Genomic DNA, 25,956 nt, shown 5'->3' with positions numbered 1-25,956 from the left:
GGCCAGCCCTAGATCCAGCCGTGCTCGCGGGCGATCCGCACCGCCGCGTGGCGGTTCTCGGCGCCCAGCTTCCCCGCCGCCGAGGACAGGTAGTTGCGCACGGTGCCCTGGGAGAGCGAGGCCCGGTCGGCGATCTCCGCGATCGAGGTGCCGTCCGCGGCCAGCTCCAGGACGTCCGTCTCGCGCGGGGTCAGCGGGGTCTCGCCGGCGCTGATCGCGTCCGCCGCCAGCTCCGGGTCGACGTACCGGCCGCCGGAGCGCACGGTGCGGATGATGCCGGCCAGGTCGGCCGCCGAGACGGTCTTCGGCAGGAAGCCGCGCACGCCGACCTCCAGCGCCCGCTTCAGGTAGCCGGGGCGGCCGTGGCCGGTGACGATCATGCAGCGGCAGTCCGGCATCAGCCGGCGCAGCTCGGCGGCGACCTCGATGCCGTCCAGGCCTGGCATCTGGAGGTCCAGCACCGCGACGTCGGGCCGGTGCGCCTGCGCCATGGCCAGCGCCTCCGGGCCGGAGCCGGCCTGCGCGACCACCTCCAGGTCGTCCTCCAGCGACAGCAGCGCGGCCAGCGCGCCGCGGATCAGGTGCTCGTCGTCGGCGAGCAGGACGCGGACGGGCGCGGGGTTCTCGGTCATCGGCGGGCCTTCCTCGGCGGCGGCAGGGGGCGGTCGGAGCGGGACGGTTCAGAGGAAGGTTCAGAGCGGGACGGTGGCGAGCATCCGGAAGGTGCCCGCCTCGGCGGCCGGGACGGTCAGCTCGCCGTCGTGGGCGGCGAGCCGCTCGCGCAGGCCGCGCAGCCCGGTGCCGGCGCCCTGGGACGGGAGCGGGACGGCGGGCACCCCGTCGTTCTCCAGCTCCAGCACCGCCCGTCCGTCCTCCTGCCGCAGCCGGATCAGGCAGCGGGCGGCCTCGCTGTGCCGCAGCACGTTGGTGGTGGCCTCGCGGATCACCCAGCCGAACACGGACTGCACCGGCGGCGGCAGCCGGTCGGCCTCCGCGCCGAGGTCGATCTCGCAGGCGACGTCGGCGGCGCGGAGCACCGCGCGGGCGCCGATCGCCTCGGCGTGCAGGTCGGCGGTGCGGTAGCCGCGCACGACGTCCCGGACCTCGCGCTGCGACTCCTGGGCGATCTTCTGGACCTCGGCCATCTGCTCGGCGGCCTCGGGGCGCCCGCGCCGGGCGAGCTGGACGGCGAGTTCGCTCTTCAGCGCGATGGTGGTGAGGTTGCGGCCCATCACGTCGTGCAGGTCGCGGGAGAAGCGCAGCCGCTCCTCGGCGACGGCCAGCCGGGACTGCGCCTCGCGGGCGGCGTCCAGTTCCCAGACGACGGCGCACAGCCAGGCGAAGCCGCGGCAGCTGGAGCCGATGAAGGCCGTGAAGAGCCCCTGGCCGACCAGGAACCCGGCGGTGGCGCCGACGCCGACCCCGGCCAGCAGCACGGCGGGGGTGACCGCCAGCAGCATGCCCAGCCCGGTGAGGGCGGCCGGTTTCGGGCGCAGCCCCACGCACACCGGTCCGAAGGTGGAGAGCAGCAGGTCCCCGGCGACGTACAGGGTGAACGGGATGTCACTCGGGTTCGCCGGGTCGGCCTTCGGGCCGAGCAGCAGGACCGTCCAGCAGCCGGCCACCGCGAGGCAGACGGAGACGGCGATCCAGCGGGTGTGGCCGGTGGGGCGGCGCAGGTAGTGGTCGATGGCCACCCGGTAGGTCCGCAGCAGGACCAGGGTGAGCGCGAGGGCGAGGAGCAGCGAGACCCGGACCACGGGCATCAGCGCGGGGTCGCCGTCGGCCTGCTTGAGGGCGAGGCCGGAGCTGGTCAGGACGGCGATCAGCAGGAGCAGCGCCATCAGGTAGAGCGACCAGCGCAGGTAGAGCTCGGTGCGCTGCGGCTTGCTCAGGCTCCGCCAGCTGCGCAGCGGTGACCGCATTCTCACTTCGTCCGCCCCCTGTCCGGCCACGATCATGCAGCTGCCTTCCTATCAGAGGCCGGACCAGGGGTTCACCTTCGGATCGCTGATCCGATCAGCGGCGCGGCTCCCAGCGGAAGTAGCGCACCGCGCCCCAGACCGCCAGGCCCAGCCAGACGCCGCCGCTGGCCAGGTGCGGGGCGGCGGTGCCCCAGCTGCCGAGGAAGCCGGTGGCGGCGGCCGAGCCGTCGGTGCCGAACCAGCCGACGCGGATCAGCTGGAAGGCGGGGGTGGTCGGCAGCAGGCGGCAGACGTCGGCCAACTGCGCGGGCATGACCTCCAGCGGGACGAACAGGCCGGAGCCGAACTGCATGACCAGCATCACCGGCAGGGTGGTGATGCCGGCGCTCTCCACGGTCCTGGTGAAGGCGCTGGACAGCGCGGCCAGGGCGATCATGGTGGCCAGGGCCAGCACCAGGCCGATCACCATCAGCAGCGGGTTGACCGGCACGGTCAGGTGCAGCCGGACGCTGCCGCCGATCCCGATCAGGGCGGCCATCAGCAGGCCGAGGGTGAGCGAGGGGACGGCCGTGCCGAGCAGGATCTCCAGGTCCCTGGCCTCGCCGGTGCGCATCCGCTTGAGGACCAGCTCGCCGCGCCGCGCGACGTACGCGGCGGTCAGGTTGTAGTAGACGACGAAGGCCAGGATCATCCCGACCGAGCCGTAGACCAGCAGCGAGTCGATGTCCAGCCCGGGGTTGTCCTCGGCCTGCTTCTTGAGCAGGCCGTGCAGGGAGCTGATCAGCACCACGGGCAGCACCAGCGCGGTGAACAGGGCGGTGCGGTTGCGCATCAGCAGGGTGGCCTCGGCCCGGCCGAGGGCGAGCAGGCGGCGGGCGGCCGTGCTCCGGGGGCCGGTGGCGGGGGCGGCGGGCCCGGGAGGCGGTGGGGCCTGGTCGGCGGCCTCGGAGGCGATGGCGAGGAAGGCCTCCTCCAGTGAGGCGCTGCGGGCGTCCAGGGCGCCGAGCGCGATCCCGTGGTGCCGGGCCCAGCCGAGCAGGTCGGTGAGGGTGTCCTGGAGGGTCGTGGTGTGCACGGTGACCTTGCGGCCGTCGACGACGGTCTCGGCGCCGGTCAGGGCCGGCAGCACGACGCCGTCGTACGCGGGCAGTTCGAAGCCGATCCGGGACGGCCGGCCGGCGATCACCTCGGCGACGGTGCCGCTGGTGACGACCCGGCCGCCGTGCATGATGGCCAGCCGGTCGGCCAGCTCCTCGGCCTCCTCCAGGTAGTGCGTGGTGAGCAGCACCGTGGTGCCCTGGGCGCGCAGTTCGCGCACCAGCCGCCAGACGGCGGCGCGCGCCTCCGGGTCGAGGCCGGTGCTGGGCTCGTCCAGGAACAGCACCTCGGGGCGGCCGAGCAGGGCCATCGCGAGGTCGAGCCGGCGCTTCTCGCCGCCGGACAGCTGCTTGACCCGGACGCCCGACCGGTGGCCGAGCCCGACCAGGTCCAGCGCCTCCGCCACCGGGCGGGCGCCGCTGGTCGTCCCGGCCCAGACGCGGCCGGTCTCGGCGCAGGTGAGGTCGCCGGGGAAGCCGCCCTCCTGGAGCATGATGCCGATCCGCGGGCGGACGGCGGCGCGCTCCCGGTGCGGGTCGTGGCCGAGGACCCGGACGCTGCCGCCGGTGGGGGCGGTCAGGCCCTCGATGACCTCCATGGTGGAGGTCTTGCCGGCGCCGTTGGTGCCGAGCAGGGCGAACAGCTCGCCGCGGCCGACGGTGAGGTCGACGCCGCGGACGGCGTGGTACCCGGTGGTGCCGCCGTAGCGGCGGTGCAGGTCGGTGACCTCGATCACGTGGTCGTCGGGGTGGGAGGGGCGGCTCGTTCGCATGACTCCAGCCTTCCGCCGGCCGGGCCGGGCGGGCAGTGCGCGGTGTCATGGAACGGTGGTGGCGATCCACGGGTCGGCGATGACGAATGTCATCGGTCCCCGCTGTCGCCGGCCTCCCGGGGAAACCCGGGGGCGGAATGCGGGACGGCCGGGGAATGCCGAAGGGCCCCCTCGATCGAGGGGGCCCTTCGTGCCGGAGCGGACGACGAGATTCGAACTCGCGACCCTCACCTTGGCAAGGTGATGCTCTACCAACTGAGCCACGTCCGCAGGTCAAACTATTCTTTTGTGCTGTGCTCGCGCACTGCGAGCGGACGACGAGATTCGAACTCGCGACCCTCACCTTGGCAAGGTGATGCTCTACCAACTGAGCCACGTCCGCACGGTGCCTGGTGGGGCACCGGCCGCCTCTTCGGATCTCTCCGTTGCGGCGACGAGGAATACTCTACAGCATCTTTCGGGGTGGTCGCCCCACCCTTTCGGTCCAGGGTGCGGGCGGGGCGACCAGGGGTGCTGCCCCGGACGGGTCAGTTCGCGTCGGCGAACTGCTCGTACACGTGCTTGGGGATCCGGCCCCGGGCGGGCAGCTCCATGCCGCGGGAGAGGGCCCAGGCGCGCACGGCGGCCGGGTCCGGGGTGAGCGCGGTGCGGCGGAAGGACTTTCCGGTGCGGCTCTGGCGGCGGCCGGCCGCGACGAACGGGGCGAGGGCCTCCCGCAGCTTTTCGGCGTTGTCCACGGACAGGTCGATCTCGTACGACTTCCCGTCGACGCCGAAGTGGACGGTTTCCGCGGCGGCGCCGCCGTCCAGGTCGTCGGAGAGCGTGACAACTACACGCTGAGCCATGGGTGTCAATCCTCTCGGGCAATTCGGCCGCCGGTCCGCGGGATGCGCACGGAGGCCTGTTGTGCACCACTCGCGCAAGCGCGTACGGGCAGGCCCGATGGCCGGCCGGATACGCAGCACTTGCCGCGACAGGTGGCCCTATTCTGCACCCGAAGGGGGTCGAAATCGAAGAGTCCGGCATTCTTTTCCGGATATTCACGAATCTTCGCCGGGCTGTCGGATACCCCTGTGCGGGGACGGGAGGATCTGTCCCCAAGTGCCGTATTCGGGTGTTCTTCGGGCGTTCTCTCTCCCGACTCCGAATCCGTGGAAACCGGCCGTCCCCGGCGGGGGGTCGCGGAGCCGGATCCCTTGCGGCGTAAGGGTCTCGGGTCTACGCGCGTCGCTATCCCCGGCCAGCAATCCTGCCCGAAACCCCCGGTAGTCTGGAGTTCCCCCGCCTCACCGAAGACACCACCGGGAGTGCCAGTGGCACGCGTCGTAGTCGACGTCATGCTCAAGCCGGAGATCCTCGACCCCCAGGGACAGGCGGTGCAGCGTGCACTGCCCCGTCTCGGATTCACCGGGATCGCCGACGTCCGCCAGGGCAAGCGTTTCGAGCTGGAAGTGGAGGGCCCGGTCGACGACGCCGCGCTCGCCCGTATCCGTGAAGCCGCCGAGACGTTTCTCGCCAACACCGTGATCGAGGACTTCACCGTCCGCGTCGAGGAGGCGGCGAAGTGACCACCCGCGTCGGCGTCGTCACTTTCCCCGGCTCCCTCGACGACCGCGACGCCCAGCGTGCGGTCCGCCTGGCCGGCGCCGAGCCGGTCGCCCTGTGGCACCGTGACAAGGATCTCCACCAGGTCGACGCCGTCGTCCTGCCGGGCGGATTCAGTTACGGCGACTATCTGCGCTGCGGCGCGATCTCCCGCTTCTCGCCGGTGATGGAGACCGTCATCGAGCAGGCCAGGCTGGGAATGCCGGTGCTCGGTATCTGCAACGGCTTCCAGGTGCTCTGCGAATCGCACCTGCTGCCGGGTGCGCTCACCCGCAACGACTCGCTGCACTTCATCTGCCGCGACCAGAAGCTGCGCATCGAGAACGCGGAGACCGCCTGGACCCGGGATTACTCGGCCGGCCAGGAAATCGTCGTCCCGCTGAAGAACGGTGAGGGCCGCTTCGTCGCCGACGAGCGCGTCCTGGACGAACTGGAGGCGGAGGGCCGGGTGGTCGCCCGTTACCTCGCCCGCGGCGACGCCGCTGAGGGGTTCGGTAACCCGAACGGTTCGTACCGCGACATCGCCGGCATCACCAACGCCGCCGGCAATGTCGTCGGCCTGATGCCGCACCCGGAGCACGCGGTGGAGCCGCTCACCGGTCCGACCACCGAGGGCCTGGGCTTCTTCACGTCCGTACTGAAGCAGCTGGTGAACGCCTGATGAGCCTCGACACCGTCAAGAACGCCGAGCAGACCCCGGACGCCGCCCAGCCCTGGGCCGAACTCGGCCTCAAGGAGGACGAGTACGCGCGCATCCGGGAGATTCTCGGCCGCCGCCCGACCGGCGCCGAACTCGCGATGTACTCGGTCATGTGGTCCGAGCACTGTTCGTACAAGAGCAGCAAGGTCCACCTGAAGCAGTTCGGCGAGAAGAAGCCCGATTCGGACGCGATGCTCGTCGGCATCGGCGAGAACGCCGGCGTCGTCGACGTCGGCCAGGGCTACGCCGTCACCTTCAAGGTCGAGTCGCACAACCACCCGTCGTACATCGAGCCCTACCAGGGCGCGGCCACCGGCATCGGTGGCATCGTGCGCGACATCCTGGCGATGGGCGCCCGCCCGGTCGCCGTGATGGACCCGCTGCGCTTCGGCGCGGCCGACCACCCGGACACCCGGCGCGTGCTGCCCGGCATCGTCGCGGGCATCGGCGGCTACGGCAACTGCCTGGGCCTGCCGAACATCGGCGGCGAGGTCGTCTTCGACTCCTGCTACCAGGGCAACCCGCTGGTCAACGCGCTGTGCGTGGGCGTCATGAAGCACGAGGACATCCACCTCGCGCAGGCCTCCGGCGCCGGCAACAAGGTCATCCTGTACGGCGCCCGCACCGGCGGCGACGGCATCGGCGGCGTCTCGGTGCTGGCCTCCGAGACCTTCGACGACACCAAGCCGGCCAAGCGCCCGGCCGTCCAGGTCGGCGACCCGTTCCAGGAGAAGCTCCTCATCGAGTGCACCCTGGAGATCTTCCGCGAGAAGCTCGTCAAGGGCATCCAGGACCTCGGCGGCGCCGGCCTGTCCTGCGCCACCAGCGAGCTGGCCTCGGCCGGCTCCGGCGGCATGCGGATCGACCTCGACACCGTGCACCTGCGCGACCACACGCTCTCGCCGGAGGAGATCCTCATGAGCGAGTCGCAGGAGCGCATGTGCGCGATCGTCGAGCCCGACAAGGTCGACCGCTTCCTGGAGATCTGCGAGAAGTGGGACGTCATCGCCAACGTCATCGGTGAGGTGACCGACGGCGAGCGCCTGGAGATCTTCTGGCAGGGCGAGCTCGTGGTGGACGTGCCGCCGCGCACCGTCGCCCACGAGGGCCCGACCTACCAGCGCCCGTACGCCCGCCCGAGCTGGCAGGACGCGCTGCAGGCCGACGCCCCCACCGCCGAGCGGCTGGCCCGCCCGACCACCGGCGAGGGCCTCAAGGCCGACCTGCTGAAGGTCGCGAGCCACCCGAACCAGGCCTCCAAGTCCTGGATCACCGACCAGTACGACCGCTACGTGCTCGGCAACACCGTGCTCTCGCACGGCGAGGACTCGGGCATGATCCGGATCGACGACGAGACCAACCTCGGCGTCTCGGTCGCCACCGACGGCAACGGCCGCTTCGCCAAGCTGGACCCGTACACCGGCGCCCAGCTGGCCCTGGCCGAGGCGTACCGCAACGTCGCGGCCGGCGGCGCCAAGCCGCTCGCCGTCTCCGACTGCCTCAACTTCGGCTCCCCCGAGGACCCGGACGTCATGTGGCAGTTCGCCGAGGCGACCCGCGGCCTGGCCGACGCCTGCCTGGTGCTCGGCACCCCGGTCACCGGCGGCAACGTCTCGCTGTACAACCAGACCGGCGAGGTCGCCATCCACCCGACCCCCGTGATCGCGGTGCTCGGCGTCATCGACGACGTCACCCGCCGCACCCCGGCCGCCTTCGCCGAGGAGGGGCAGCTGCTCTACCTGCTCGGCGACACGGCGGACGAGCTCGGCGGCTCGGCCTGGTCGCAGGCCGTCCACGACCACCTCGGCGGCCTGCCGCCCAAGGTGGACCTGGAGCGCGAGCGGCTGCTCGGCGAGATCCTGATCGCCGCCTCGCGCGACGGCATGATCGACGCCGCGCACGACCTCTCGGACGGCGGCCTCGGCCAGGCGCTCGTGGAGAGCTGCCTCAAGGGCGGCCACGGTGCGCGGATCATCGTGCCCGAGGGCCAGGACCCGTTCGTGTTCCTGTTCTCCGAGTCGGCCGGCCGCGCCGTCGTGGCGGTGCCGCGCAGCGAGGAGCTCCGGTTCAACGACATGTGCACCGCGCGCGGCCTGCCGGCCACCCGGATCGGTGTCGTGGACGGCGAGAGCCTGGACGTCCAGGGGCAGTTCAGCGTCTCGCTGGCCGAGCTGAAGGACGCTCACACCGGCGTCATCGAGGCCCTGCTGGCCTGACGGCTCCGGCTCTCCGGGGGCGGGCGGTTCGTTTCGAACCGTCCGCCCCTCGGCGTATGTTGGGGGCCATGCCACCCAAGTCCCGTACGTACCAGCCGCCGAAGGTCCGCGCCGCGCTGGCCGCCCAGACCGAGGCGCTGCGCGCCGCCGTGCACGGCCTCACCGAGGAGCAGTTGGAGCTGCCCACCCGGCTCGGGACGTGGCGGGTGCGCGAGTTGGTCGCGCACCTGGGCATGGCCCTGGGCGCACTGCCCCAGCAGCTGGACGTGCCGGTTCCGGCCGGAGCCCCGCTGGGGGCGGCCGAGGCGATCGGCCTCACCCGGACGGTCGCCGACGCGGTCGACGAGGGCGCCCGCGCGCTCGCGGCCGCGGCGTACGCCGGCGGGCCGGAGGCGGTGGCCGAGGAGTTCGACCGGCCGGCGCTGGCGGTGCTCAAGGCCCTGGACGGGCCCGACGTCGCCGATCCCGACCGGCGGATCGCCACCCGGCTCGGCCGGCCGATACCGATGACGGACTACCTGCTGACCAGGCTGCTGGAGGCCGTCGTGCACGCCGACGACCTGGCCGACGCCCTCGGGCCGGACGCCCCCGCCTTCCCGCACGACCGGCAGGCCCTCGCCACCGTGACCCGGCTGCTGGCCGACGCCTTCGCCGAACGGGCGCCCGGCGGGGCCGTCGAGCTGCGGATCCCGCCGTACGCCGTGGTGCAGGCCGTCGAGGGGCCCAAGCACACCCGGGGCACCCCGCCGAACGTGGTCGAGACCGACCCGCTGACCTGGATCCGGCTGGCCACCGGCCGGCTCGACTGGGCGGCGGCGCAGGAGAGCGCCGCCCTCACGGCCTCCGGCGAGCGCAGCGACCTGCGGGAGCACCTGCCCGTGATGGGTTGAGCCAGTCGGTCAGCCCAGCTGCTTGACCAGCGCCTCGGCGGCCTTGCGCAGCGGCTCGCCGGCCAGGGCGGGGTTCTGCTCGGGGTCGCCGGAGTCCTGGGAGAGCATCATGATCAGGTCCCCCTCGCCGTTCACCGCGAGCCGGGAGACGGCGGCGGTGCCGGGGCCCGGGGTCAGCCTGGTTTGGCCGATGCCGGGCCGGTCGGCGAAGAAGCGGTTCAGGTCGTCCACGCCGAGTCGCCCGGCCTGCCCGATCCTGGCCAGCATCATGCTGATGCCGTAGTCGTTCTTCGGGACGGCCATCAGCTCCACCTCGACGGTGGCGGAGCCGACCCGGTAGGAGCAGGTGATGTCGGCGTTCTGCGGGACGGCCGGCTGCTCGGGCATGGAGGCCGGGTGGCTGGCGCCGGACGGCCAGGGCTGGGGCGGGACGCCGTCGCCGGCGTTGCCCGAGACGGAGCGGCCGTCGTGCTCGGCCGGGGAGACGGCACCAGTGATCCCGGCGGCGCCGGCGGCCTTCGCCAAGTCGAGGCCGAACGGGCAGGTGTCCGTCCTGTTCTTGACCGCGTCCAGGGCGACGGACCGCACGCGGTCGTAGCTGAGCGCTCCGCCGCCCTGGGCGAGGTCGTCGGCGGAGGAGCAGGCGGCGGCGCCGAGGACGGTCCCGGCTGCGGCGAACGCGGCGGCGAGCCTCCGGAGTTGGGCAGCGGTCATGCCCGCACGATACGGCCCGGTCGTCCCGGCGGGTTGCCGATCGGGTCTCAACTCCGTCCCGCTACGGCACCGATGGCCCGCTCAGGTAGGTGCCGTCCGCGGTGTACGGCCAGGCGTTGGGCGTGCAGCCCTTGAGCCCGTAGATCTGCTGCATCATCGCGGGCGCGGGCTTGCCCGGGCCGGGGCAGGTCTCGTGGCCGTGGCCGATCCGGTGGCCGACCTCGTGGTTGACGATGAGCGCCCGGTACTCCTCTATCGGCCCGCTGAACTGCGGTGAACCGGTGTTCCAGCGCTTGGAGTTGACGAGCACCTGGTTGCCGACGTTGCAGTTGACCTCGCCGTGGGTGTCCAGGCCGGAGGCGCCGCAGATCTTGTCCACGGTGGCCGGGGAGGCGATCTTCACGGTGAAGTCGTAGGAGCCGCCGGCGACCAGCTGGAAGCCGTTCTTGCGGTCGTTGGTCCAGCCGCGGCGGTCGCCGAGGATGCCGTGGATCTGCGCGGCGGCGGAGGGGGCGTCGATGCCGATGCCGTCCTCGACCTCCACCCGGTAGCGGCGGATGTTGCCGCGGCCGACCGGCTTGGCGTCGGCGGGGGCGGTGGTGAAGGTGCCCGCGCCCTTGGTCGGGCCGGGGTCGGGCGCGGTGGCGGTGGGCTCCGGGGTCGGCGTCGCGGCCGGGGCCGGCGCGGGCGGGGCCGACGGGGTGGCGGCCGGGGTCGCCTCGGTGGGCGGGGCGATCCGGGCCTGGGTGGTGGGCGCGGCGGCGGGCGGGTCCGAGGGGCGGTTCAGCATGAAGGCCGCGGTGCCCAGCACCAGGACGGTCGCGACGATCGCCGCGAGCATGCCAGGCCCGATGCCGCGACGCTGCCGGCGGCGGCGACGGCCGCTCTGGGCGTTCCGGCGGGCCGGGGCGGGCCGGTTGCGCTGGGCGTTCTCCCGATCGCCCTGCGTGGTCCGGGCGTTGGGGGCCTTGCGGCTCGTCGGGGTGGCTCGCCTGCGGGCGGATCTGGCTGCGGGCACGAGCGACACCCTGGCATGCGAACGGGTGAATGTCTACATACCGGGTATGTGGGAGAACGCCGTCCGGCGGCCCGGAGGCCCAAGCGGCGGACCGGGCCGAGGAGTTCGCTCCGTCGCCGTCCCGTGCGCGAGCGGAACGGAACGGGGAGATCGCAAGGAGGGCGGTTGACCCCTGCGGCTCGGGTGGCAGACTTCAGGGCATGGCGATCCACAGGAATCTTCTCGACGGCCCCGACCCGACCCTCCTGCCGGAGGACGAGCAGCCCTACCGCATGCTGGCGGAGGAGTCGGCCTCGCCGACCCAGGTGGCCGCCGACTTCCCGTCCTTCTGCCTGGCCTGGGCCATGCTCGCCGACGACGCGTACGCGGCCGGCCGGTACGTCGAGTCGTACGCCTACGCCCGCACCGGCTACCACCGCGGCCTGGACGCGCTGCGCCGCAGCGGCTGGAAGGGCCACGGTCCGGTGCCGTGGGAGCACCGCGGCAACCGCGGCTTCCTGCGCTGCCTGGCCGCGCTCGCCCGGGCGGCCGGCGCGATCAAGGAGACCGAGGAGGAGGCCCGCTGCTGGCAGTTCCTGAAGGACAGCAGCGCGGAGGCGTACGCGGAGCTCAAGCAGTAGGACCCGTCCGGACGTGCGGGTGCCCCCGGCGGAGGACCGCCGGGGGCACCGTCGTGCCGGGCGCCTACTTCAGGCGCTTGCCGGCCGAGCGCAGCTGCTCGGCGGCCTCGACCACGCGGGCGGCCATGCCGGCCTCGGCCAGCTTGCCCCAGGTGCGCGGGTCGTAGGTGTTCTTCTTGCCGACCTCGCCGTCGACCTTCAGCACGCCGTCGTAGTTGGCGAACATGTGGCCGGCCACCGGGCGGGTGAAGGCGTACTGGGTGTCGGTGTCCAGGTTCATCTTCACGACGCCGTTCTCCAGCGCGGTGGCGATCTCCTCGGCGGTGGAGCCCGAGCCGCCGTGGAAGACGAAGTCGAACGGGTCGCTCTTGCCGTACTGCTTGCCGATCGCGTCCTGCAGCTCGCGCAGCAGCTCCGGCTTCAGCACGACGTTGCCCGGCTTGTACACGCCGTGCACGTTGCCGAACGAGGCGGCCAGCAGGTAGCGGCCCTTCTCGCCCAGGCCCAGCGCCTCGGCGGTGCGCACGGCGTCGTTGACGGTGGTGTACAGCTCGTCGTTGATCTCGTGGGTGACGCCGTCCTCCTCGCCACCGGTCGGGGTGATCTCGACCTCGAGGATGATCCTGGCGGCCGCGGCCTGGGCCAGCAGCTCCTGGGCGATGGCCAGGTTGTCCGACAGGGTCTCGGCCGAGCCGTCCCACATGTGCGACTGGAACAGCGGGTTCTGGCCCTTGGCCACGCGCTCGGCGGAGACCGCCAGCAGCGGGCGGACGTAGCCGTCCAGCTTGTCCTTCGGGCAGTGGTCGGTGTGCAGGGCGACGGTGATGTCGTACTTCGCGGCGACGATGTGCGCGAACTCGGCCAGGGCCACGGCGCCGGTCACCATGTCCTTGTTGTGCTGGCCGCCCAGGAACTCCGCACCACCGGTCGAGATCTGGATGATGCCGTCGCTCTCGGCCTCGGCGAAACCGCGCAGGGCGGCGTGCAGGGTCTGCGAGGAGGTGACGTTGATGGCCGGGTAGGCGAACTTGCCCGCCTTGGCCCGGTCGAGCATCTCGTTGTAGACCTCGGGAGTTGCGATGGGCATGCGATCCGCTCCTGTCGGGTTGCGGCGTACGGACGGGTGCTGTCCGACGCTGGGTACGCCTTCGTGACGACTCCGTGCCGGCCCGCCGACGCGCGGCGCTGCGGTGTGGCTCTCCGGCACCAAGGTTCGAGGCGGCCACCGCGGAACGGCCATGAGGGTGGAGACCGCCGCGGACCGGACGCCGGTGCCATCTTCCCAGACTCGTGCCCGCAGGTCAGCAGGAGCCCGCCTGTCGGGACACCGGTGCGGTGGTGCGGCGGGGCCACCGGCCGGAGGTCCTCGGCAAGGTACGCCCGCTATCCTGCGCCCGTGGACTACAACCAGCTGGCCGTCAATCTGCTCGACGCCAAATCCCTGATCTCGTCCCTCGGCGCCATCGGGCTGATCGCGATCATCTTCGCGGAGACCGGCCTGCTGGTCGGCTTCTTCTTCCCGGGCGATTCGCTGCTGATCCTCGCGGGCGTCGCCGCCTCGAACGCCGCCTCCTCGGTGCTCGGCGACGGCGCCAAGCTGCCGATCGCCGTCCTGCTGGTCGGCTGCCCGATCGCGGCGGTCGCCGGTGCCCAGCTGGGGCACCTGATCGGGGTCAAGGTCGGGCCGAGGCTCTTCGACAAGCCCGACTCGAAGATCTTCCGCCGTGAGTACGTGGTGAAGGCGGAGGAGTACTTCAACAAGTTCGGCTCGGGCAAGGCCGTGGTGCTGGCCCGCTTCATGCCGATCATCCGGACGTTCCTCAACCCGGTCGCCGGCACCCTGGAGATGCCCGCTCGGACGTTCTTCGTGTGGAACGTGGTCGGCGGCGTGCTCTGGACCGAGTCCATGCTGCTGATCGGCTACTTCTTCGGCGACGCGCTCGCCCCGGTGATCGACAAGTACCTGATCCCGGCGGTGCTGCTGATCGTGCTGCTGTCGATCTCGCCGATCCTGGTCGAGGTCTTCCGGGAGCGCAAGAAGAAGAAGGCCGGCGCGGTCGACGCCGTCGACGGCGAGTCGGTGCAGAGCGGCAGCGGGCGGCACCGTCGCGGCTGAGCCGGCGGCGGGCGCGGGTACGCGAAGGGGCCGGGCGTTGTTCCACGTGGAACAACGCCCGGCCCCTTCCTCGCGTCGTGCGCGGACGTCCCGGGGTCAGAGGCCCAGGTCGGCCGCGGTGTAGGCGGTCACGTACGGCAGGCCCTGCGCCTCGACGGCGGCCTGGCCGCCGCGCTCCACGATCACCGCGACGCCGACCACCTCGGCGCCCGCCTCGCGCAGCGCCTCGACGGCCGTCAGCACCGAACCGCCGGTGGTCGAGGTGTCCTCGACCGCCAGCACCCGGCGGCCCTTGACGTCCGGGCCCTCGATCCGGCGCTGCAGGCCGTGCGCCTTGCCCGCCTTGCGGACCACGAAGGCGTCCAGCTCGCGGCCGCGGGCGGCGGCGGCGTGCAGCATGGCGGCGGCCACCGGGTCGGCGCCCAGGGTCAGGCCGCCGACGGCGTCGTACTCCAGGTGCGAGGTCGCGTCCAGCATCACCCGGCCGACCAGCGGGGCGGCCTGGCCGTCCAGCGTGATCCGGCGCAGGTCGACGTAGTAGTCGGCCTCCTTGCCGGAGGAAAGGGTGACCTTGCCGTGCACGACGGCCTTGTCCTTGATCTGTGCCAGCAGGGCGTCGCGGTCGTTGCTCATGAGCGTTCAGTCTAGGGCCTGCCGCCGTTCCCGGCGCCTGCGGTCAGCGCCGGCGCAGCGCCCTGGCCAGCACCACGGCGCCGCCCAGCAGGGCCACCGAGCCGCCGATCACCCACGGCAGCGGGCTGCGGCCGCCGGTCCCCGGCACCACGATCCCGCCGACCTCGCCGCCCCACCGGGACGCCGCCCGGGCCCGCGCGCTGCGGGCCGGCAGCGCCGGGGCGTAGCGGCCGCGCGGCGGGGCGTGGTCGACCTCCTCGGCCGAACGGCCCACGATGCTGCGGCGCACCGGGCCGCTGAGCACAGGCTCCTCCTCGTACGCGAACAGCGCCTCGGTGGACAGGCCCTCGGTGACCCCGGAGGGCTCGTCGACGTCGTCCGCCTCGGTGTCGTCGGCCTCCTGCGACTCCTCGGTGCCGTCCGTGCGGTCCGTGCCATCCGCGTCGTCCGTGTCGTCGTCGGTGGAACCGGTGACCAGACCGAACCGTTCGGCGTCGGCGTCGGAGAAGGCGATCAGGTCGGAGAGGTCGTCGTCGAGGTCGTCGCCGGGCTGGTCCTGGCGCTCCTCGATGTAGACCACGCCCGCGCCGGCCGTCGTCCCGCCGGCCTCCCCGGCCTCGGTGTCGTCCTCCTCGGCGCCCGCCTCGGTGTCGTCCTCCGCTGCGCCGTCCGGGGCGACCAGGGCGGCGGCGAACCGGTCCAGCAGGCGGTGGCCCGCCGCGTCCAGGGTCTCGTCGTCGAACTCGGCCAGCCGGCCGGTGGCGCTGAGGTCGCCGGTGAAGCGGATCACGGCCGTGCCGTCCTCGGCGCCGTCCGTGACGCTCACCCGGACGGTCGCCGTCGCCTCGCCGCTGCCCCGGGCCTCCTCGCCCTCGGCGAGCACGGTCAGCACGCCCTCCCGGCCCTCGATCAGCGACAGCACGCCCTTGTACGTGATCGTGGAGCCGCCGATCCGCAGCTTGAGCCGCCCGCCGATCTCCTCGGCCGGCCCGCTGCCGACCGCGGCCGGCTCGGTGCTCAGCCCCGGCACGCTCCGGGCCAGCCGCGCCGGCTCCTGCAGGGCCTGCCGCACCAACCCGGCGGCCATCGGGACGACAACCTCATGCTCCATGCCACGGAGCCTACCGACCCGAGCCCGCCCGGTCCCCACCCACCACCGCCCGGATTTCCGGTCCGGGCGGCGCGCGCCCGGCAAGGACCCGCGGGACAGCCGTCAGCGCGGCCCGAGGAGGGTGAGCGGGGGCGGGGGGTGGAGCGGGCGGAGGGCGGTGAGGCGGGCGGCGGAGGCGCGCAGGGTGTCCGGGGTGAGGGCGCGCGGGGGCGGGGCGTCGGGGGCGAGGGTGAGGGCGGGCCGGTCGGCGGCGGCGAGCAGGTAGTCCTGCGCGGTGTCCGGCGGCCCGGGGCGGCAGGCGGCGGTGGCGTCGCCCGGCACCGCGTACGGGGCGGTGCGCAGTCCGGCGGCGCGCAGGCCGGACTCGATCTGCCAGAGCCCGCCCTCGTCGCCGCCGGCCCGGACGGCGATCCTCCCGCCGGGGGCGAGCAGCCGGGCGGCGAGGCCGTAGAACTCCTGGGAGTGGAAGGCGACCGGCCCGCCGTCCGCCGGTGCGGGCAGGTCGGCGAGGACCACGTCGTACCCGTCGCCGGGCCCGTCCTCGGGGGCGCGGCGGAGCCAGGCCAGCGGGTCGGCGGCGGTGACGGTGACCCGGGGGTCGTCCAGCGAGTGGTCGCCGAGCGCGGACAGCGCGGGGTCGGTGCGGGCCAGCCGGGGCAGGGCCGGGTCGGTGTCGACCAGCCGGACGGTGCGCACGCCCCGGTGCCGCAGCACCTCCCGCAGGGCGAGGCCGTCCCCGCCGCCGAGCAGCAGCACCCGGGTGTCGGGGCCGGCGGCCATCGCGGGGTGGACCAGCGCCTCGTTGCCCCGGTACTCGTCGGGCCCGCAGGCCGCGAGCCGTCCGCCCAGGTAGAGCCGCAGCGGGCCCTCGGCGGGGCCGGTGAGCACGATCTCCTGGTAGCGGCTGCGGGTCGCGTAGCGGACGTCGCCGCCGTAGAGGGCGTGTCGGGCGGCGCGTTCGATGAGGTCCGAGCCGGCGGCGGCGGCCGCGAGCAGGCCGAGCACGAGCGCGCAGCCGGTCCAGAGCAGCCGTCGTATCCGGGGGGCGGGCTCCTCCCGGAACAGCCAGAGGACCACGGCGGCTCCGGCGACGGCGTTGACGGCGCCGGTGAGGAGCGCGCCGTCGCCGGGGCCGAGGGCGGGCAGGATGAGGAACGGGAAGGCGAGGCCGCCGATCAGCGCGCCCACGTAGTCGGCGGCGAAGAGGTCGGCGACGGCGCGCCCGGCGTCCTCGCGCCGGATCCGCTGGATGAGGGTCATCAGCAGGGGGATCTCGGCGCCGATGAGGATGCCGATCAGGCAGGTGAGGACGACCATCGCGGCCTGGTAGCGGCCGATCCAGGCCCAGCAGGAGTACAGGGCGAGGACGGAGAGGCCGCCGGTGAGCGCGAGGGCGCACTCGACCAGGGCGAAGGCGGTGGCGGGCCGCCGGGTGAGGCGCTTGGCCAGCAGGGAGCCGAGGCCCATCGCGAACACCATGACGGAGAGCACGACGGAGGTCTGGGTGACGGTGTCCCCGAGCAGGTAGTCGCCGAGCGCCACGAGTTCGAGCTCGTAGACCAGTCCGCAGGCCGCGCAGACGAACGCGGCCAGCAGGACGGTCAGGCGGGCGAGCCGGGGGTTCGATCGCAGCCGGGATCGACGGCGGGCGGGCAGGGGGACGAGCCCGCGCCCGGGCCGGGGAGGGGTGCCGTCGTCGAGGTCCACTCGTGACCGGGTGGGTGGACCGGCCGGATGGTTGATCACGAACAAACGCTAGGGGACGTGCGGGACGGATAGCTGCGCCCATTCGGCGGACAGTGCGAGCCGCTGGGTTGACGAATCGTTCCTGCGTGCGAGTGGCTGGCTGGTGCGGGGTGACTGGGGGCCGGGCCGGGGGCCGAGTACCGGCGCTCGCCGGTCATGCCGCCGCGATCACGAGCGAGGAGCGGGTGCAGACCAGCTGCCCCTCCTGGGGGTAGGCGTGCCAGGTGCGCCACAGCACCCGGCCCGCGTCACCCTGGGTGACCAGCGCGGTGAAGGCGCTCGGATCCCCCGGGAAGACCCCGGCGAGCCCGCGCGGATGCCCCTCGACCAGGGCCAGCAACTCCTGGGCGCGGGCCGCGAAGTCGTGCGGCGGCAGCGCCTCGATCCGGGCCGCGAACTCGTACTCCCAGCCGCCGATCTGCTTGGCGACCCGGGCCGGCAGCGGGGTGCGGCGGCCGGGCAGGCAGGCGACCGTCTCCAGGCACCGGCCGGGGCCGGCGTCGACGACCACCTGGTGCGAGGCGCCGAGCAGCCGCAGCTGGAGCGTTCCGGGCCGGCCGTCGCCGGCGAGTCTCAGGTCGCGCACCGCGAGAGCGGGCAGCGGTTCGCCGCCGAGGCACCAGGCCAGGTCACCGGCGCGGGTGTCCGTATAGGTGGTCTGCAGTGTGGTGAGCATGCTCGGCTCCGCGTTTCAGCTCCGTGCGCGCCCACCGAGCAGCAGCGAGTTGGCCTAGGCGATGGCGAGGCTGTTCGTGGCTGTTGCGGCCCTGGGCGCGGCCGGCCGTGGAAGGAAGGATTCCGGCTGGAGATTCAGCAGCAGAGAAGCACGAATACGCCGGGTCCGTCGGTGATTTACCCAACTTTGTCAAGCATTCACCGTTTCGAGCACATCCGCTTCCCCGCTCTGATCGACCCGGTGTGCGACTCTGCACAGCGCGCGCCCCTGCGACCCGCTCGTGCGCCGTGTGAGCGTGGTGCGCGCCGTCCATGTGCTTCATGCGCCGCCGCCCTCCACGCACGGGGCGTGAAGGGCGGACGGATCGGCCGGAGCGGTCGGCGAATATGCCCCCAGGGCATTGAATCGGCAGATTCACCAAGGGAGTTGACTGTAGATCAGAACGCGTGTCGGGCCGCGCTCGTTCCCGTTCGAGGGGGCGCGCGGCACCCTCAGACGCGCTGCAGCCGCGCTACGGCCTCCTGAAGCACCTCGTCCTTTTTGCAGAACGTGAAGCGAACGAGTGTGCGACCGGCGTCCTGGTCGTCGTAGAAGACGGCGTTCGGGATGGCGACCACGCCGCAGCGCTCGGGCAGCGAGCGGCAGAACTCGACGCCGTCCTTCTCGCCGAGCGGGGTGATGTCGGTGGTGATGAAGTACGTGCCCTCGGGGGTGAAGGTGCGGAAGCCGGCGGCGGTGAGGCCGGCCCCGAGGAGGTCGCGCTTGCGGAGCAGGTCGGCGCGCAGGGTGTGGAAGTACGCGTCGGGCAGGCGCAGCGCCTCGGCGACGGCGTACTGGAACGGCCCGGCGCTGACGTAGGTGAGGTACTGCTTCGCGGTGCGGACGGCCGCGACCAGCGGCGGGGCGGCGGTCACCCAGCCGACCTTCCAGCCGGTGAAGGAGAAGGTCTTGCCGGCCGAGGAGATGGTGACGGTGCGTTCGCGCATGCCGGGCAGGGCCGCGAGGGGGTGGTGGACGGCGCCGAAGACGAGGTGCTCGTAGACCTCGTCGGTGACCACCAGGAGGTCGTGCTCGATGGCGAGTTCGGCGATGGCGGCCAGCTCGTCGGCGGTGAGCACGGTGCCGGTGGGGTTGTGCGGGGTGTTGATCAGCAGCAGGCGGGTGCGCGGGGTGATCAGCGCCCGGAGCTCGTCCAGGTCGGGGCGGAAGCCCGGGGCCCGGAGCGTGAGCGGGACGCGGACGGCGCCGGCCATCGCGATGCAGGCGGCGTAGGAGTCGTAGAACGGTTCGAGGGCGATCACCTCGTCGCCGGGTTCGAGCAGGGCGAGCAGCGCGGCGGCGATGGCCTCGGTGGCGCCGGCGGTGACCAGCACCTCGGTGTCCGGGTCGTAGGACAGGCCGTGGAAGCGCTGCTGGTGCTCGGCGATCGCGGTGCGCAGCTCGGGGATGCCGGGGCCGGGCGGGTACTGGTTGCCGCGGCCCTCGCGCAGCGCCCGGACGGCCGCCTCGCGGATCTCCTCGGGCCCGTCGGTGTCCGGGAAGCCCTGGCCGAGGTTGATCGAGCCGGTGGCGGTGGCCAGGGCGGACATCTCGGCGAAGATCGTCGTTCCCATGCCGGCCAGTCGGCGGTTCAGCAGCGGCCTGGTACCCATCTCGGCTCCTCACGTGTCGTCGGTGGCGCCCATCCTCCGGATGCGCATCGGCAACGACAAGTCCGCCGATCCGGACGATTGCTAAGCGATCCCGTCCGGATCCTCATCGACCCGTCCCGGCCGTTCGACCAGGATCTGACGGGCCGTTGCTGAGAACCGGACGGGGAGGCCCGCCAGGAGCGCAGGCCTGCCCGGCCCACGACGACGAGGGATTCCTCAAGGAGGTCCACGCATGACCGGGAGCATCAACCCGCGCCGGGCGGACGACTCGGGCGACCTGAAGAACTACCTGCTGGACAGCACGGATCTGGAGAAGATACCGGGCCTGGTCCGCAGCGAGTCGGTCAGCCAGGAGGAGTGCTACCGCCTGATGGTGGAGGGCACCAAGGAGACCTACTCGCACGAGGAGGTCTTCGGGCAGTTCTGCTCGCTCGGCGAGTACATCGACGTCCCGTACGACGTCGTGTTCGAGTACGCCGCCAACGTCCACTCGATGGAGGAGTGGACGTTCAGCGTCCGCGACCTGCGCCACGTCGGCGGCGGGCTCTACCGGGGCACCGAGGCCATCCAGCCGAACACCGAGATCTTCATCCGCGCCGACGTGCTGAAGGGCCCCGAGCACGGCATCGTGTTCTACCCGTGCGCCTGGGACCAGGGCAAGGAGCTCTGGATGCGCTACTACTTCACCTTCATCGACGCCTCCAAGACGCTGCGCAAGCCCGGCACCGTCGTGCTGTGGACCAACTGCAAGCACCCGTACTACGACCGGAACGTCACCGACGTCCCGGACTACATCGCCGAGGGCCGGGCCCGCACCGACCGCTACTGGGTCGGCGACATCTGGCCCAACTTCGACGCCATCCACCGCATCGAGACGGCCAACCTGAAGCGCATCCTGGAGGCCCGCTTCGGCAGCGCCTCGGCGAACGGCTGACGCGATGGCCCTGGAACCGAACGGCCGCACCGGCCCGCAGGCGCAGCTGATCGACGTGGTGAGCTTCCTCCCGGAGCGCGTGGTCTCCAACGCGGCCCCGGAGGGCGCCGGCGACGAGCTCGGCGACCACGCGTTCTTCCGCGGCGTCGCCGAGCGCAGGTTCGCCTCGCCGGACCACACCTCGGCCGAACTGGGCGCCGCGGCCTGCGCCAAGCTGCTCGACCGCACCGGCCTGGCCGCCGACGAGGTCGACCTCATCATCTACAACTGCATCTTCAACGACACCTTCTGGCCGGGCATCGGCTCGGCGGTGCAGGAGGCGATCGGGGCCTCCCGCGCCACCATCATGCAGCTGGACACGAGTTGCTGCTCCTGGCTGTCGGGGCTGCGCACGGCGAAGGCGTTCGTGGAGTCCGGCATCCACCGCAACATCATCGTGCTGACGGTGACCAACTTCGTCTCCCGTCTGCCGGAGTTCCAACGCTCCAACCGTTCGCGGGTGTTGGGGGACGGCGCGACCGCCACGCTGGTGGCGCCCGGCCGGCCGAGCATCCTGTCCGCGTACGAGCGCTCGCACGGCGAGAACTACGGCCTGCTGCGCTTCGAACCGGAGCTGGTCGACGGCGCGTTCCGCAACTACTGGGAGCGCGGCTGCGGGCCGATCACGGTGAACTTCACCAAGGAGCGCCTGGAGGCCATCCGGGAGAACTCCATGAACCTGGTGCCCGAGGCGGTCGCCGCCAGCCTCGCCGAGGCCGGGCTGACCTCCGACGACGTCTCGCTGCTGATCACGCACCAGCCGAACGAGGACTTCCTCGCCGAGTGGCGCAAGCGGTGCGGCATCGAGGAGGCGCGGACGCACGACACGCTGGCGAAGTACGGCAACCTCTTCGCCGGCTCGATCCCGGTGACCGTCGCCGACGCGCTGGACCACGGCCTGGTCCGGGACGGCGACGTGCTGGCGTTCGGCACCTTCGCCAACGGCGGCGACCTGGTGAGCGCGATGACCGTCCGCTGGCACGCGGGCCGATGACGGGAGGACGAGTGGAACGGGGGACGACGATGGGGACGGCGGCACCGGCCGCGGCCGGCGCGGCCACCCTGACGGTGGCCGACGCGCTGGTCACCGCGCTGCGCGACTGGGGCGTGCGGTACGTGTTCGGCGTGAGCGGCGCGAACATCGAGCACCTGCACGACGCGATCCACCGGCTCGGCCGCGGGCGGCTGGCCTCGGTGCTGGCCCGCCGCGAGGACGGCGCCGGCTTCATGGCGGACGGGCACGCCCGGGTGCACCGCACGCTCGGCGTGTGCTGCTCGACCTCGGGCGGCGCGCTGGTCAACCTGGCGGTCGGCCTGGCCGAGTCCTACGCGGAGTCCGTCCCGGTGCTCGCGCTGGTCGGGCAGCCGCCGCGGCCGCTGGCGGGCGCCGGCTCCTTCCAGGACGGCTCCGGCATCGGTCGGACGGTCGACGCCGAGCGGCTGCTCTCGACCGTCACCAAGCGCACCGTGACGCTGACCGACCCGGCCCGGCTCTGGGAGGAGCTGGCGGAGGCGGCCCGCACCGCGCTGTCCGGGCGGCCCGGACCGGTGGCGCTGCTGGTGCCCCGGGACGTCTTCGAGCTGACCGTGCCCGAGCGCCCGGCCGACTGGCCGGACGCACTGGCCGGCCTGGTCCCGCCGCCCGAGGTGGACCCGGGCGAGCTGCGCGCGCTGTTCGACGCGCTGCGGGGGGCGCGCCGGCCGGTGGCGCTGCTGGGGCACGGGGTGCGCCGCAGCGCCGACCGCGAGGCGGTGCTGGAGTTCGTCCGCGCGGCGCGGATCCCGGTCGCGACCACGATGTCGGCGCGGGCCGAGTTCCCCAACTCCGACCCGCTGTACCTCGGTGTGGCCGGTGTGGTGGGCCACCCCTCGGTGCACGAGGTGCTGCGCGAGTCCGACCTGGTGGTCGCGTTCGGTGCCGGTCTCAACATGATGACCCGGGGCCCGCTCGGCGACCTGCGGGGCGACCGGGTCGCGGTGGTGAACATCGATCCGGGCGAGGCCGTCCGCGCGGTGGCCCCCGGCCTGGTGGTCCGGGCGGACGCCGGCGCGACCGCCCGCGGCCTGCTCGGCCTGCTGCGCCAGGAGCCGTTCCGGAGCCCGGAGTTGGCCGACTACCGGCGCACCCGGTTCCGGCCCCGGCTGGCGCCCGGGCTCGACCCGGAGCCGGCCGGCGGCGAGCTGCGGCAGAGCGAGGCGATCACCGCGCTGGCCGAGTGGCTGCCGACCGGGGGCCACCTGGTGCTGGACGCGGGCAACTGCGCGTCCGCGGCGATCCACCTGAGCGACGTGCCGGCCGGGGCCAGCTCCACCATCGCGCTCGGCGCGGGCGGCATGGGCTACAGCCTCGGCGCGGCGGTCGGGGCCCAGGTGGGCTCGCCCGAGGGCGCCCGCACCGTGGTGATCTGCGGGGACGGCGCGTTCCTGATGAACGGCCTGGAGGTGCACACCGCAGTCGACCTGCGGCTGCCGATCCTGTACGTGATCTTCAACAACGCCATGCACGGCATGTGCGTGACCAGGCAGCAGACGTTCTTCGACGCCCGGATCGAGTCCGTGCGCTACGCGCCGGTGGACATCGGCACGGTGGCCCGCGGCCTGGGCGGCCCGGACCGGCTCTGGGTGGCGGACGTCGACAGCCGCGAGCAGCTGGACAAGGCCCTCGCCGACTACACCGCCCGGGCCGCCGAGGCCCCGGCCGGGACCGGCCTGCCGGGGGTGCTGGAGCTGCGCCTCTCCCGCGAGGAGGTGCCGCCGTTCACCCCCTTCCTGCCGCTGGACGAGCCGACCGAGGTCGTCCGGGCAGGGGTGCCGGCCGCACGCGCGGAGGCGGTGCTGGGGCGGCGCTGAGCCGCGCGGCCCGGGGCCGGCCGACCGGCCCCGGGCGGCCGGCGGTCGGCCGGCCTGCGGTCGGCTGGCCGGCCTCAGTCGAACAGGACCGGGGCGACCGCCCTCGGGCCGCCGCGGGACGGGCTCCCGCGGCGGCCGGGGTGGGCGTCCCGGTACTCGCCCGGCGTCGTCCCGGTCCACTTGCGGAACGCCAGGTGGAACCCGACCGAACTGCGGTAGCCGACCGCCGCCGGGATGAGGGACAGCGCCAGGTCGGTCTCGCTGAGCAGCCTGGCCGCCTCCCGCATCCGGCGGGCGGTCAGGTGGCGGCCGGGGCTCTCGCCGACCAGCTGGCGGAAGACGGTGGTGAAGCCGGTCCGGGACATCAGGGCCTCGCGGGCCAGCAGGTCGACCGTCCACTGCTCGCTGTACCGGGCGTAGACGGCGGTGAGGGCGCGGCTGATGCCGGGGTGGCGCATGGCCCGCAGCGAGGGGTAGTCGTCGGTGAGCCGCTCGGCGGCCTCGCCGCGCAGGGCCAGCCGCAGGGCCAGCACCAGAGCGGTCTCGAAGCCGCGCAGCAGTTCGCCCTCCACCGGGTCGCCGGGGTGTTCGGCGGACAGCGCGGCCAGCGTGTGGTGGAGCAGCGGGTGCCGCCGGACGACCTCCCGGTGCAGCACCAGCATCGGCGGCAGCGCCCGGTACAGCGCGGACTCGCCCACCGAGTTGTAGGACAGGCCGGCGCACAGGATCGTGCTCTCCGGGCCGGGGCCGGGCAGTCGCACCGGCACCGTCGGCTGCCCGGGGGTGCGGTCGGGCAGGACCGCCGCCAGGGGTAAGGCCTCGCGCCCGGGGCGGTCGGCGAGCGTGTGCGGCGCGCCCCAGGGGAAGACCACCAGGTCGCCCGGGCGTAACCGGGCCTGGCGCAGGTGGCGCGCCGTGTCGGGCAGCCGGACCTCGTCGGTCAGCGTCGCCCAGCAGCCCCCGGCGACGACGTAGTGCAGCACCGCGCAGTTCTCGGCCGGTCCCTGGATGGCCCAGGGCGCCCGCACCCGCATGGTGCTCTGGAGAACGCCCCTCACCCGGAGTGCGGCGAGGAGCTCGCCGAGCACGTCATCCATGTGTCATCCCCCCTGGTCAGACTACGCTCCCGGGATTTCGCCCCGGCGTCCTTCCGGGGGAGAAGGGTCGACCGGGGACGAACGAGGTGCAGGTGACGGGTGTGGCGCACCGGGGCGGGGGCCGGGAGCCCGGGAACGCGAACGGTCCGGCCGCCCGGATGTCGGGCGGCCGGACCGTTCGGCGCGTGCGGTGCGTTCGGCGGCGGGATCAGGCCTCGTCGGTGCCCTCGGGGGCGTCGCCCTCGCCGTCCTCGCCCTCGATCTCGTCCTGCAGGCCGAGGCGCTCGACCATCCACTGCTCGAAGCCGACCGAGGCCTGGGTCCAGTTGGCGGTGGTGGTGACGAAGTAGTCCAGGTTGACGCCGGTGCCGACGATCATCTGGACCTCGCCGATCAGGCGGACCACGCCGTCCTCGTGGGTGTGGGTGTAGACCTTGGGCCACAGGGTCTCGCGGTTCCACTCGTCGATCAGGTCGAGGATCTCGCCCTTCTTCTCCAGCGGGTACGCGCGGTCGTAGAAGGCGCGGACGGCGAAGAGCTCCTTGTTGTCGCCGCGGAACATGTAGTAGACCCGGAAGCCCTCCCAGGGGGCGGTGAGGTCGCCCTCCTCGTCCACGACGTGCTTGAGCTGCATCTGGTCGAGCAGCTGGGCGACCAGGTTCTGGTCCGGGACGACGATCGGCGGCGGGCCGGCCGGCCGCCCGCCCTGTCCACCGGGCTGGCCGCCCTGGGGCAGGCCGAAGGAGGGGATGGACGACGGGTCGATGCTCATGGGGGTCCTCTTCCTCAGTGCACGTGGTGGCCGGCAATGAGAGGCCGCCCTTTCCACCTCCCATCCTGCCTCATTCGGGGCCTGCCTCACAGGGGCACCCGGAGGTGCGTCGATCTTCGCGGAGGCGTGGGAACGGGCGCGTTCCGGGCGGATCCGGTCACCCGGGGTGGCGGCCGGTCGACCCTCGGGGGCGGGGTCCGGCGGTGCTCGGCGGGTGCCCGGGGAGGCGCCCGGGAGGCCCGCGGGGGTGCGTGAGCCACGTCACGTCCTCGGCTCTTCGGGTTCGGGCTGCCGGGCCCGCCGGATGCGGTTAGCGTGCGACGGAACTCGTCGCAAGTAACGCCCGTTTCGTTGGCGCGAGTTGATGGACAGTGAGACTCAAGGGGGAGATGAGATGGACAGTGCCCTGAGTAATGGGCCGATGCACGAAGGGTCATCACTGGGGGTGATGCTGCGCAGCATCCGGTTGGCCCGGGGGATGACGCAGGAACAGCTGGGCGAGGCCTCGGGGTTGAGCGTGCGCTCGATCCGCGACCTGGAGCGGGGAGTGTCCTGCCCGCGGGTCTCCACCCTGCGGCTGCTCGCGCAGACCTGGAACCTGCCGGAGTCACAGGGCGCCGAGCTGCACCGGCTGGCGCGCAGCTGGCGCGACAGCGTGCGGCGGCGCGAGCCGGACGGCCTGGCCAGCTGAACACGGCCGGCTGAACACGCGGGTCGAACACGGCGGGCCGGGCCGCCGCGCACGGGGCGCGGCGGCCCGGCTCGTACCCCT

The 25,956-nt window shown here is 73.1% G+C and carries 23 protein-coding genes, 2 tRNA genes and 2 pseudogenes; 10 read left to right on the top strand and 17 right to left on the bottom strand.

Annotated features, from left to right (window positions below; translation table 11 throughout):
- Positions 1-8: 8 nt before the first annotated feature.
- The 7 genes and pseudogenes from VM95_RS04470 to VM95_RS04445 form a co-directional block, all read right to left on the bottom strand.
- The gene (locus tag VM95_RS04470; RefSeq protein ID WP_045692679.1) at positions 9-632 is read right to left on the bottom strand and encodes a response regulator transcription factor; all 624 of its coding nucleotides are present in this window, start codon (positions 630-632) and stop codon (positions 9-11) included.
- Between the two features lie 60 nt (positions 633-692).
- A complete protein-coding gene (locus VM95_RS04465) occupies positions 693-1,961 on the bottom strand; it encodes a sensor histidine kinase (protein WP_107072850.1) in 1,269 nt (422 codons plus the stop codon).
- Between the two features lie 58 nt (positions 1,962-2,019).
- Positions 2,020-2,781: pseudogene (locus VM95_RS44055) on the bottom strand (ABC transporter permease); the annotation flags it as partial.
- Positions 2,782-2,799: 18 nt separating this feature from the next.
- A pseudogene (locus VM95_RS44050) lies at positions 2,800-3,795 on the bottom strand (ABC transporter ATP-binding protein); the annotation flags it as partial.
- Positions 3,796-3,992: 197 nt separating this feature from the next.
- A tRNA-Gly gene (locus VM95_RS04455) sits at positions 3,993-4,065 on the bottom strand.
- Between the two features lie 39 nt (positions 4,066-4,104).
- Positions 4,105-4,177, bottom strand: a tRNA-Gly gene (locus VM95_RS04450).
- A gap of 145 nt (positions 4,178-4,322) precedes the next feature.
- Complete coding sequence (locus tag VM95_RS04445) at positions 4,323-4,640, bottom strand: histone-like nucleoid-structuring protein Lsr2 (protein ID WP_045692677.1); 318 nt, start codon at positions 4,638-4,640, stop codon at positions 4,323-4,325.
- Positions 4,641-5,108: 468 nt separating this feature from the next.
- Between VM95_RS04445 and purS the strand changes: the two genes are divergently transcribed.
- The 4 genes from purS (at position 5,109) to VM95_RS04425 (ending at position 9,206) form a co-directional block, all read left to right on the top strand.
- Positions 5,109-5,363, top strand: coding sequence for a phosphoribosylformylglycinamidine synthase subunit PurS (gene purS, locus VM95_RS04440; protein WP_045692676.1), 255 nt, complete (start codon positions 5,109-5,111; stop codon positions 5,361-5,363).
- Complete coding sequence (gene purQ, locus VM95_RS04435; RefSeq protein ID WP_045692675.1) at positions 5,360-6,061, top strand: phosphoribosylformylglycinamidine synthase subunit PurQ; 702 nt, start codon at positions 5,360-5,362, stop codon at positions 6,059-6,061. Before purS ends, purQ begins: the two co-directional genes overlap by 4 nt.
- Complete coding sequence (gene purL / locus VM95_RS04430; RefSeq protein WP_045692674.1) at positions 6,061-8,316, top strand: phosphoribosylformylglycinamidine synthase subunit PurL; 2,256 nt, start codon at positions 6,061-6,063, stop codon at positions 8,314-8,316. The genes purQ and purL overlap by 1 nt, the downstream gene beginning before the upstream one ends.
- Before the next feature lie 68 nt (positions 8,317-8,384).
- Entirely contained in the window at positions 8,385-9,206 is an 822-nt protein-coding gene (locus VM95_RS04425) for a maleylpyruvate isomerase family mycothiol-dependent enzyme (protein ID WP_045692673.1), read from the top strand.
- 9 nt (positions 9,207-9,215) lie between these two features.
- On the opposite strand, the gene VM95_RS45070 is transcribed toward VM95_RS04425, so the two are convergent.
- Together VM95_RS45070 and VM95_RS04415 are read right to left on the bottom strand one after the other, a co-directional pair.
- Positions 9,216-9,920: a hypothetical protein gene (locus tag VM95_RS45070; RefSeq protein ID WP_045692672.1), complete on the bottom strand. Its 705-nt coding sequence runs from the start codon at positions 9,918-9,920 to the stop codon at positions 9,216-9,218.
- A gap of 61 nt (positions 9,921-9,981) precedes the next feature.
- Positions 9,982-10,938, bottom strand: a complete 957-nt coding sequence (locus tag VM95_RS04415; RefSeq protein WP_244178626.1) for a DUF3152 domain-containing protein — start codon at positions 10,936-10,938, stop codon at positions 9,982-9,984.
- Positions 10,939-11,138: 200 nt separating this feature from the next.
- On the opposite strand from VM95_RS04415, the gene VM95_RS04410 reads away from it, so the two are divergent.
- Entirely contained in the window at positions 11,139-11,558 is a 420-nt protein-coding gene (locus tag VM95_RS04410; protein WP_045692671.1) for a DUF3151 domain-containing protein, read from the top strand.
- A 64-nt stretch (positions 11,559-11,622) separates the two neighbouring features.
- Here VM95_RS04410 and fbaA read toward each other — a convergent pair whose 3' ends face one another.
- A complete protein-coding gene (gene fbaA, locus VM95_RS04405; protein WP_045692670.1) occupies positions 11,623-12,645 on the bottom strand; it encodes a class II fructose-bisphosphate aldolase in 1,023 nt (340 codons plus the stop codon).
- Between the two features lie 309 nt (positions 12,646-12,954).
- Between fbaA and VM95_RS04400 the strand changes: the two genes are divergently transcribed.
- The gene (locus tag VM95_RS04400) at positions 12,955-13,674 is read left to right on the top strand and encodes a DedA family protein (protein WP_045692669.1); all 720 of its coding nucleotides are present in this window, start codon (positions 12,955-12,957) and stop codon (positions 13,672-13,674) included.
- Between the two features lie 96 nt (positions 13,675-13,770).
- On the opposite strand, the gene pyrE is transcribed toward VM95_RS04400, so the two are convergent.
- The 5 genes from pyrE to VM95_RS04375 form a co-directional block, all read right to left on the bottom strand.
- Entirely contained in the window at positions 13,771-14,307 is a 537-nt protein-coding gene (gene pyrE, locus VM95_RS04395; protein WP_045692668.1) for an orotate phosphoribosyltransferase, read from the bottom strand.
- A 43-nt stretch (positions 14,308-14,350) separates the two neighbouring features.
- The gene (locus tag VM95_RS42275; RefSeq protein ID WP_157881992.1) at positions 14,351-15,418 is read right to left on the bottom strand and encodes an SRPBCC family protein; all 1,068 of its coding nucleotides are present in this window, start codon (positions 15,416-15,418) and stop codon (positions 14,351-14,353) included.
- Between the two features lie 102 nt (positions 15,419-15,520).
- On the bottom strand, positions 15,521-17,125 hold the full coding sequence (locus VM95_RS04385; RefSeq protein ID WP_107072849.1) for a polyamine aminopropyltransferase: 1,605 nt from the start codon (positions 17,123-17,125) through the stop codon (positions 15,521-15,523).
- A gap of 193 nt (positions 17,126-17,318) precedes the next feature.
- Complete coding sequence (locus VM95_RS04380) at positions 17,319-17,840, bottom strand: DUF2617 family protein (protein WP_045692667.1); 522 nt, start codon at positions 17,838-17,840, stop codon at positions 17,319-17,321.
- A gap of 491 nt (positions 17,841-18,331) precedes the next feature.
- Positions 18,332-19,492 carry a pyridoxal phosphate-dependent aminotransferase gene (locus VM95_RS04375; protein ID WP_045692666.1) on the bottom strand — a complete coding sequence of 387 codons (1,161 nt, stop codon included), beginning with the start codon at positions 19,490-19,492 and terminating at the stop codon, positions 18,332-18,334.
- Positions 19,493-19,724: 232 nt separating this feature from the next.
- On the opposite strand from VM95_RS04375, the gene VM95_RS04370 reads away from it, so the two are divergent.
- Genes VM95_RS04370 through VM95_RS04360 form a run of 3 tightly spaced genes read left to right on the top strand, consistent with a single transcriptional unit; the run spans position 19,725 to position 23,315 of the window.
- Positions 19,725-20,426, top strand: coding sequence for a hypothetical protein (locus tag VM95_RS04370; protein ID WP_045692665.1), 702 nt, complete (start codon positions 19,725-19,727; stop codon positions 20,424-20,426).
- A gap of 4 nt (positions 20,427-20,430) precedes the next feature.
- Positions 20,431-21,459 (top strand): 3-oxoacyl-ACP synthase III family protein, encoded by a 1,029-nt coding sequence (locus VM95_RS04365; protein WP_045692664.1) that lies wholly within the window; start codon positions 20,431-20,433, stop codon positions 21,457-21,459.
- 11 nt (positions 21,460-21,470) lie between these two features.
- A complete protein-coding gene (locus tag VM95_RS04360) occupies positions 21,471-23,315 on the top strand; it encodes a thiamine pyrophosphate-binding protein (RefSeq protein ID WP_045692663.1) in 1,845 nt (614 codons plus the stop codon).
- A gap of 74 nt (positions 23,316-23,389) precedes the next feature.
- Here VM95_RS04360 and VM95_RS04355 read toward each other — a convergent pair whose 3' ends face one another.
- Together VM95_RS04355 and VM95_RS04350 are read right to left on the bottom strand one after the other, a co-directional pair.
- Positions 23,390-24,412, bottom strand: coding sequence for an AraC family transcriptional regulator (locus VM95_RS04355; protein WP_045692662.1), 1,023 nt, complete (start codon positions 24,410-24,412; stop codon positions 23,390-23,392).
- A gap of 208 nt (positions 24,413-24,620) precedes the next feature.
- Positions 24,621-25,184 (bottom strand): type III secretion system chaperone family protein, encoded by a 564-nt coding sequence (locus tag VM95_RS04350; RefSeq protein ID WP_045692661.1) that lies wholly within the window; start codon positions 25,182-25,184, stop codon positions 24,621-24,623.
- 448 nt (positions 25,185-25,632) lie between these two features.
- Here VM95_RS04350 and VM95_RS04345 point away from each other — a divergent pair, with 448 nt between their 5' ends.
- Entirely contained in the window at positions 25,633-25,875 is a 243-nt protein-coding gene (locus VM95_RS04345; protein WP_045692660.1) for a helix-turn-helix transcriptional regulator, read from the top strand.
- Positions 25,876-25,956: the final 81 nt, after the last annotated feature.

Source organism: Streptomyces rubellomurinus (genome assembly GCF_000961885.1).
Classification (GTDB): domain Bacteria; phylum Actinomycetota; class Actinomycetes; order Streptomycetales; family Streptomycetaceae; genus Kitasatospora; species Kitasatospora rubellomurina.
Note: the sequence above shows the minus strand (reverse complement) of the source record. Positions and strands in the feature narration are given on the sequence as shown.

What these genes read in the sequence shown, in the direction of transcription:
- VM95_RS04470 (WP_045692679.1), bottom strand. Translation starts at nt 632, where the DNA reads ATGACCGAGAACCCCGCGCCCGTCCGCGTCCTGCTCGCCGACGACGAG.
- VM95_RS04465 (WP_107072850.1), bottom strand. Translation starts at nt 1,961, where the DNA reads ATGATCGTGGCCGGACAGGGGGCGGACGAAGTGAGAATGCGGTCACCG.
- VM95_RS04445 (WP_045692677.1), bottom strand. Translation starts at nt 4,640, where the DNA reads ATGGCTCAGCGTGTAGTTGTCACGCTCTCCGACGACCTGGACGGCGGC.
- purL (WP_045692674.1), top strand. Translation starts at nt 6,061, where the DNA reads ATGAGCCTCGACACCGTCAAGAACGCCGAGCAGACCCCGGACGCCGCC.
- VM95_RS04425 (WP_045692673.1), top strand. Translation starts at nt 8,385, where the DNA reads ATGCCACCCAAGTCCCGTACGTACCAGCCGCCGAAGGTCCGCGCCGCG.
- VM95_RS45070 (WP_045692672.1), bottom strand. Translation starts at nt 9,920, where the DNA reads ATGACCGCTGCCCAACTCCGGAGGCTCGCCGCCGCGTTCGCCGCAGCC.
- VM95_RS04410 (WP_045692671.1), top strand. Translation starts at nt 11,139, where the DNA reads ATGGCGATCCACAGGAATCTTCTCGACGGCCCCGACCCGACCCTCCTG.
- fbaA (WP_045692670.1), bottom strand. Translation starts at nt 12,645, where the DNA reads ATGCCCATCGCAACTCCCGAGGTCTACAACGAGATGCTCGACCGGGCC.
- pyrE (WP_045692668.1), bottom strand. Translation starts at nt 14,307, where the DNA reads ATGAGCAACGACCGCGACGCCCTGCTGGCACAGATCAAGGACAAGGCC.
- VM95_RS42275 (WP_157881992.1), bottom strand. Translation starts at nt 15,418, where the DNA reads ATGGAGCATGAGGTTGTCGTCCCGATGGCCGCCGGGTTGGTGCGGCAG.
- VM95_RS04380 (WP_045692667.1), bottom strand. Translation starts at nt 17,840, where the DNA reads ATGCTCACCACACTGCAGACCACCTATACGGACACCCGCGCCGGTGAC.
- VM95_RS04375 (WP_045692666.1), bottom strand. Translation starts at nt 19,492, where the DNA reads ATGGGTACCAGGCCGCTGCTGAACCGCCGACTGGCCGGCATGGGAACG.
- VM95_RS04370 (WP_045692665.1), top strand. Translation starts at nt 19,725, where the DNA reads ATGACCGGGAGCATCAACCCGCGCCGGGCGGACGACTCGGGCGACCTG.
- VM95_RS04365 (WP_045692664.1), top strand. Translation starts at nt 20,431, where the DNA reads ATGGCCCTGGAACCGAACGGCCGCACCGGCCCGCAGGCGCAGCTGATC.
- VM95_RS04355 (WP_045692662.1), bottom strand. Translation starts at nt 24,412, where the DNA reads ATGGATGACGTGCTCGGCGAGCTCCTCGCCGCACTCCGGGTGAGGGGC.
- VM95_RS04350 (WP_045692661.1), bottom strand. Translation starts at nt 25,184, where the DNA reads ATGAGCATCGACCCGTCGTCCATCCCCTCCTTCGGCCTGCCCCAGGGC.
- VM95_RS04345 (WP_045692660.1), top strand. Translation starts at nt 25,633, where the DNA reads ATGCTGCGCAGCATCCGGTTGGCCCGGGGGATGACGCAGGAACAGCTG.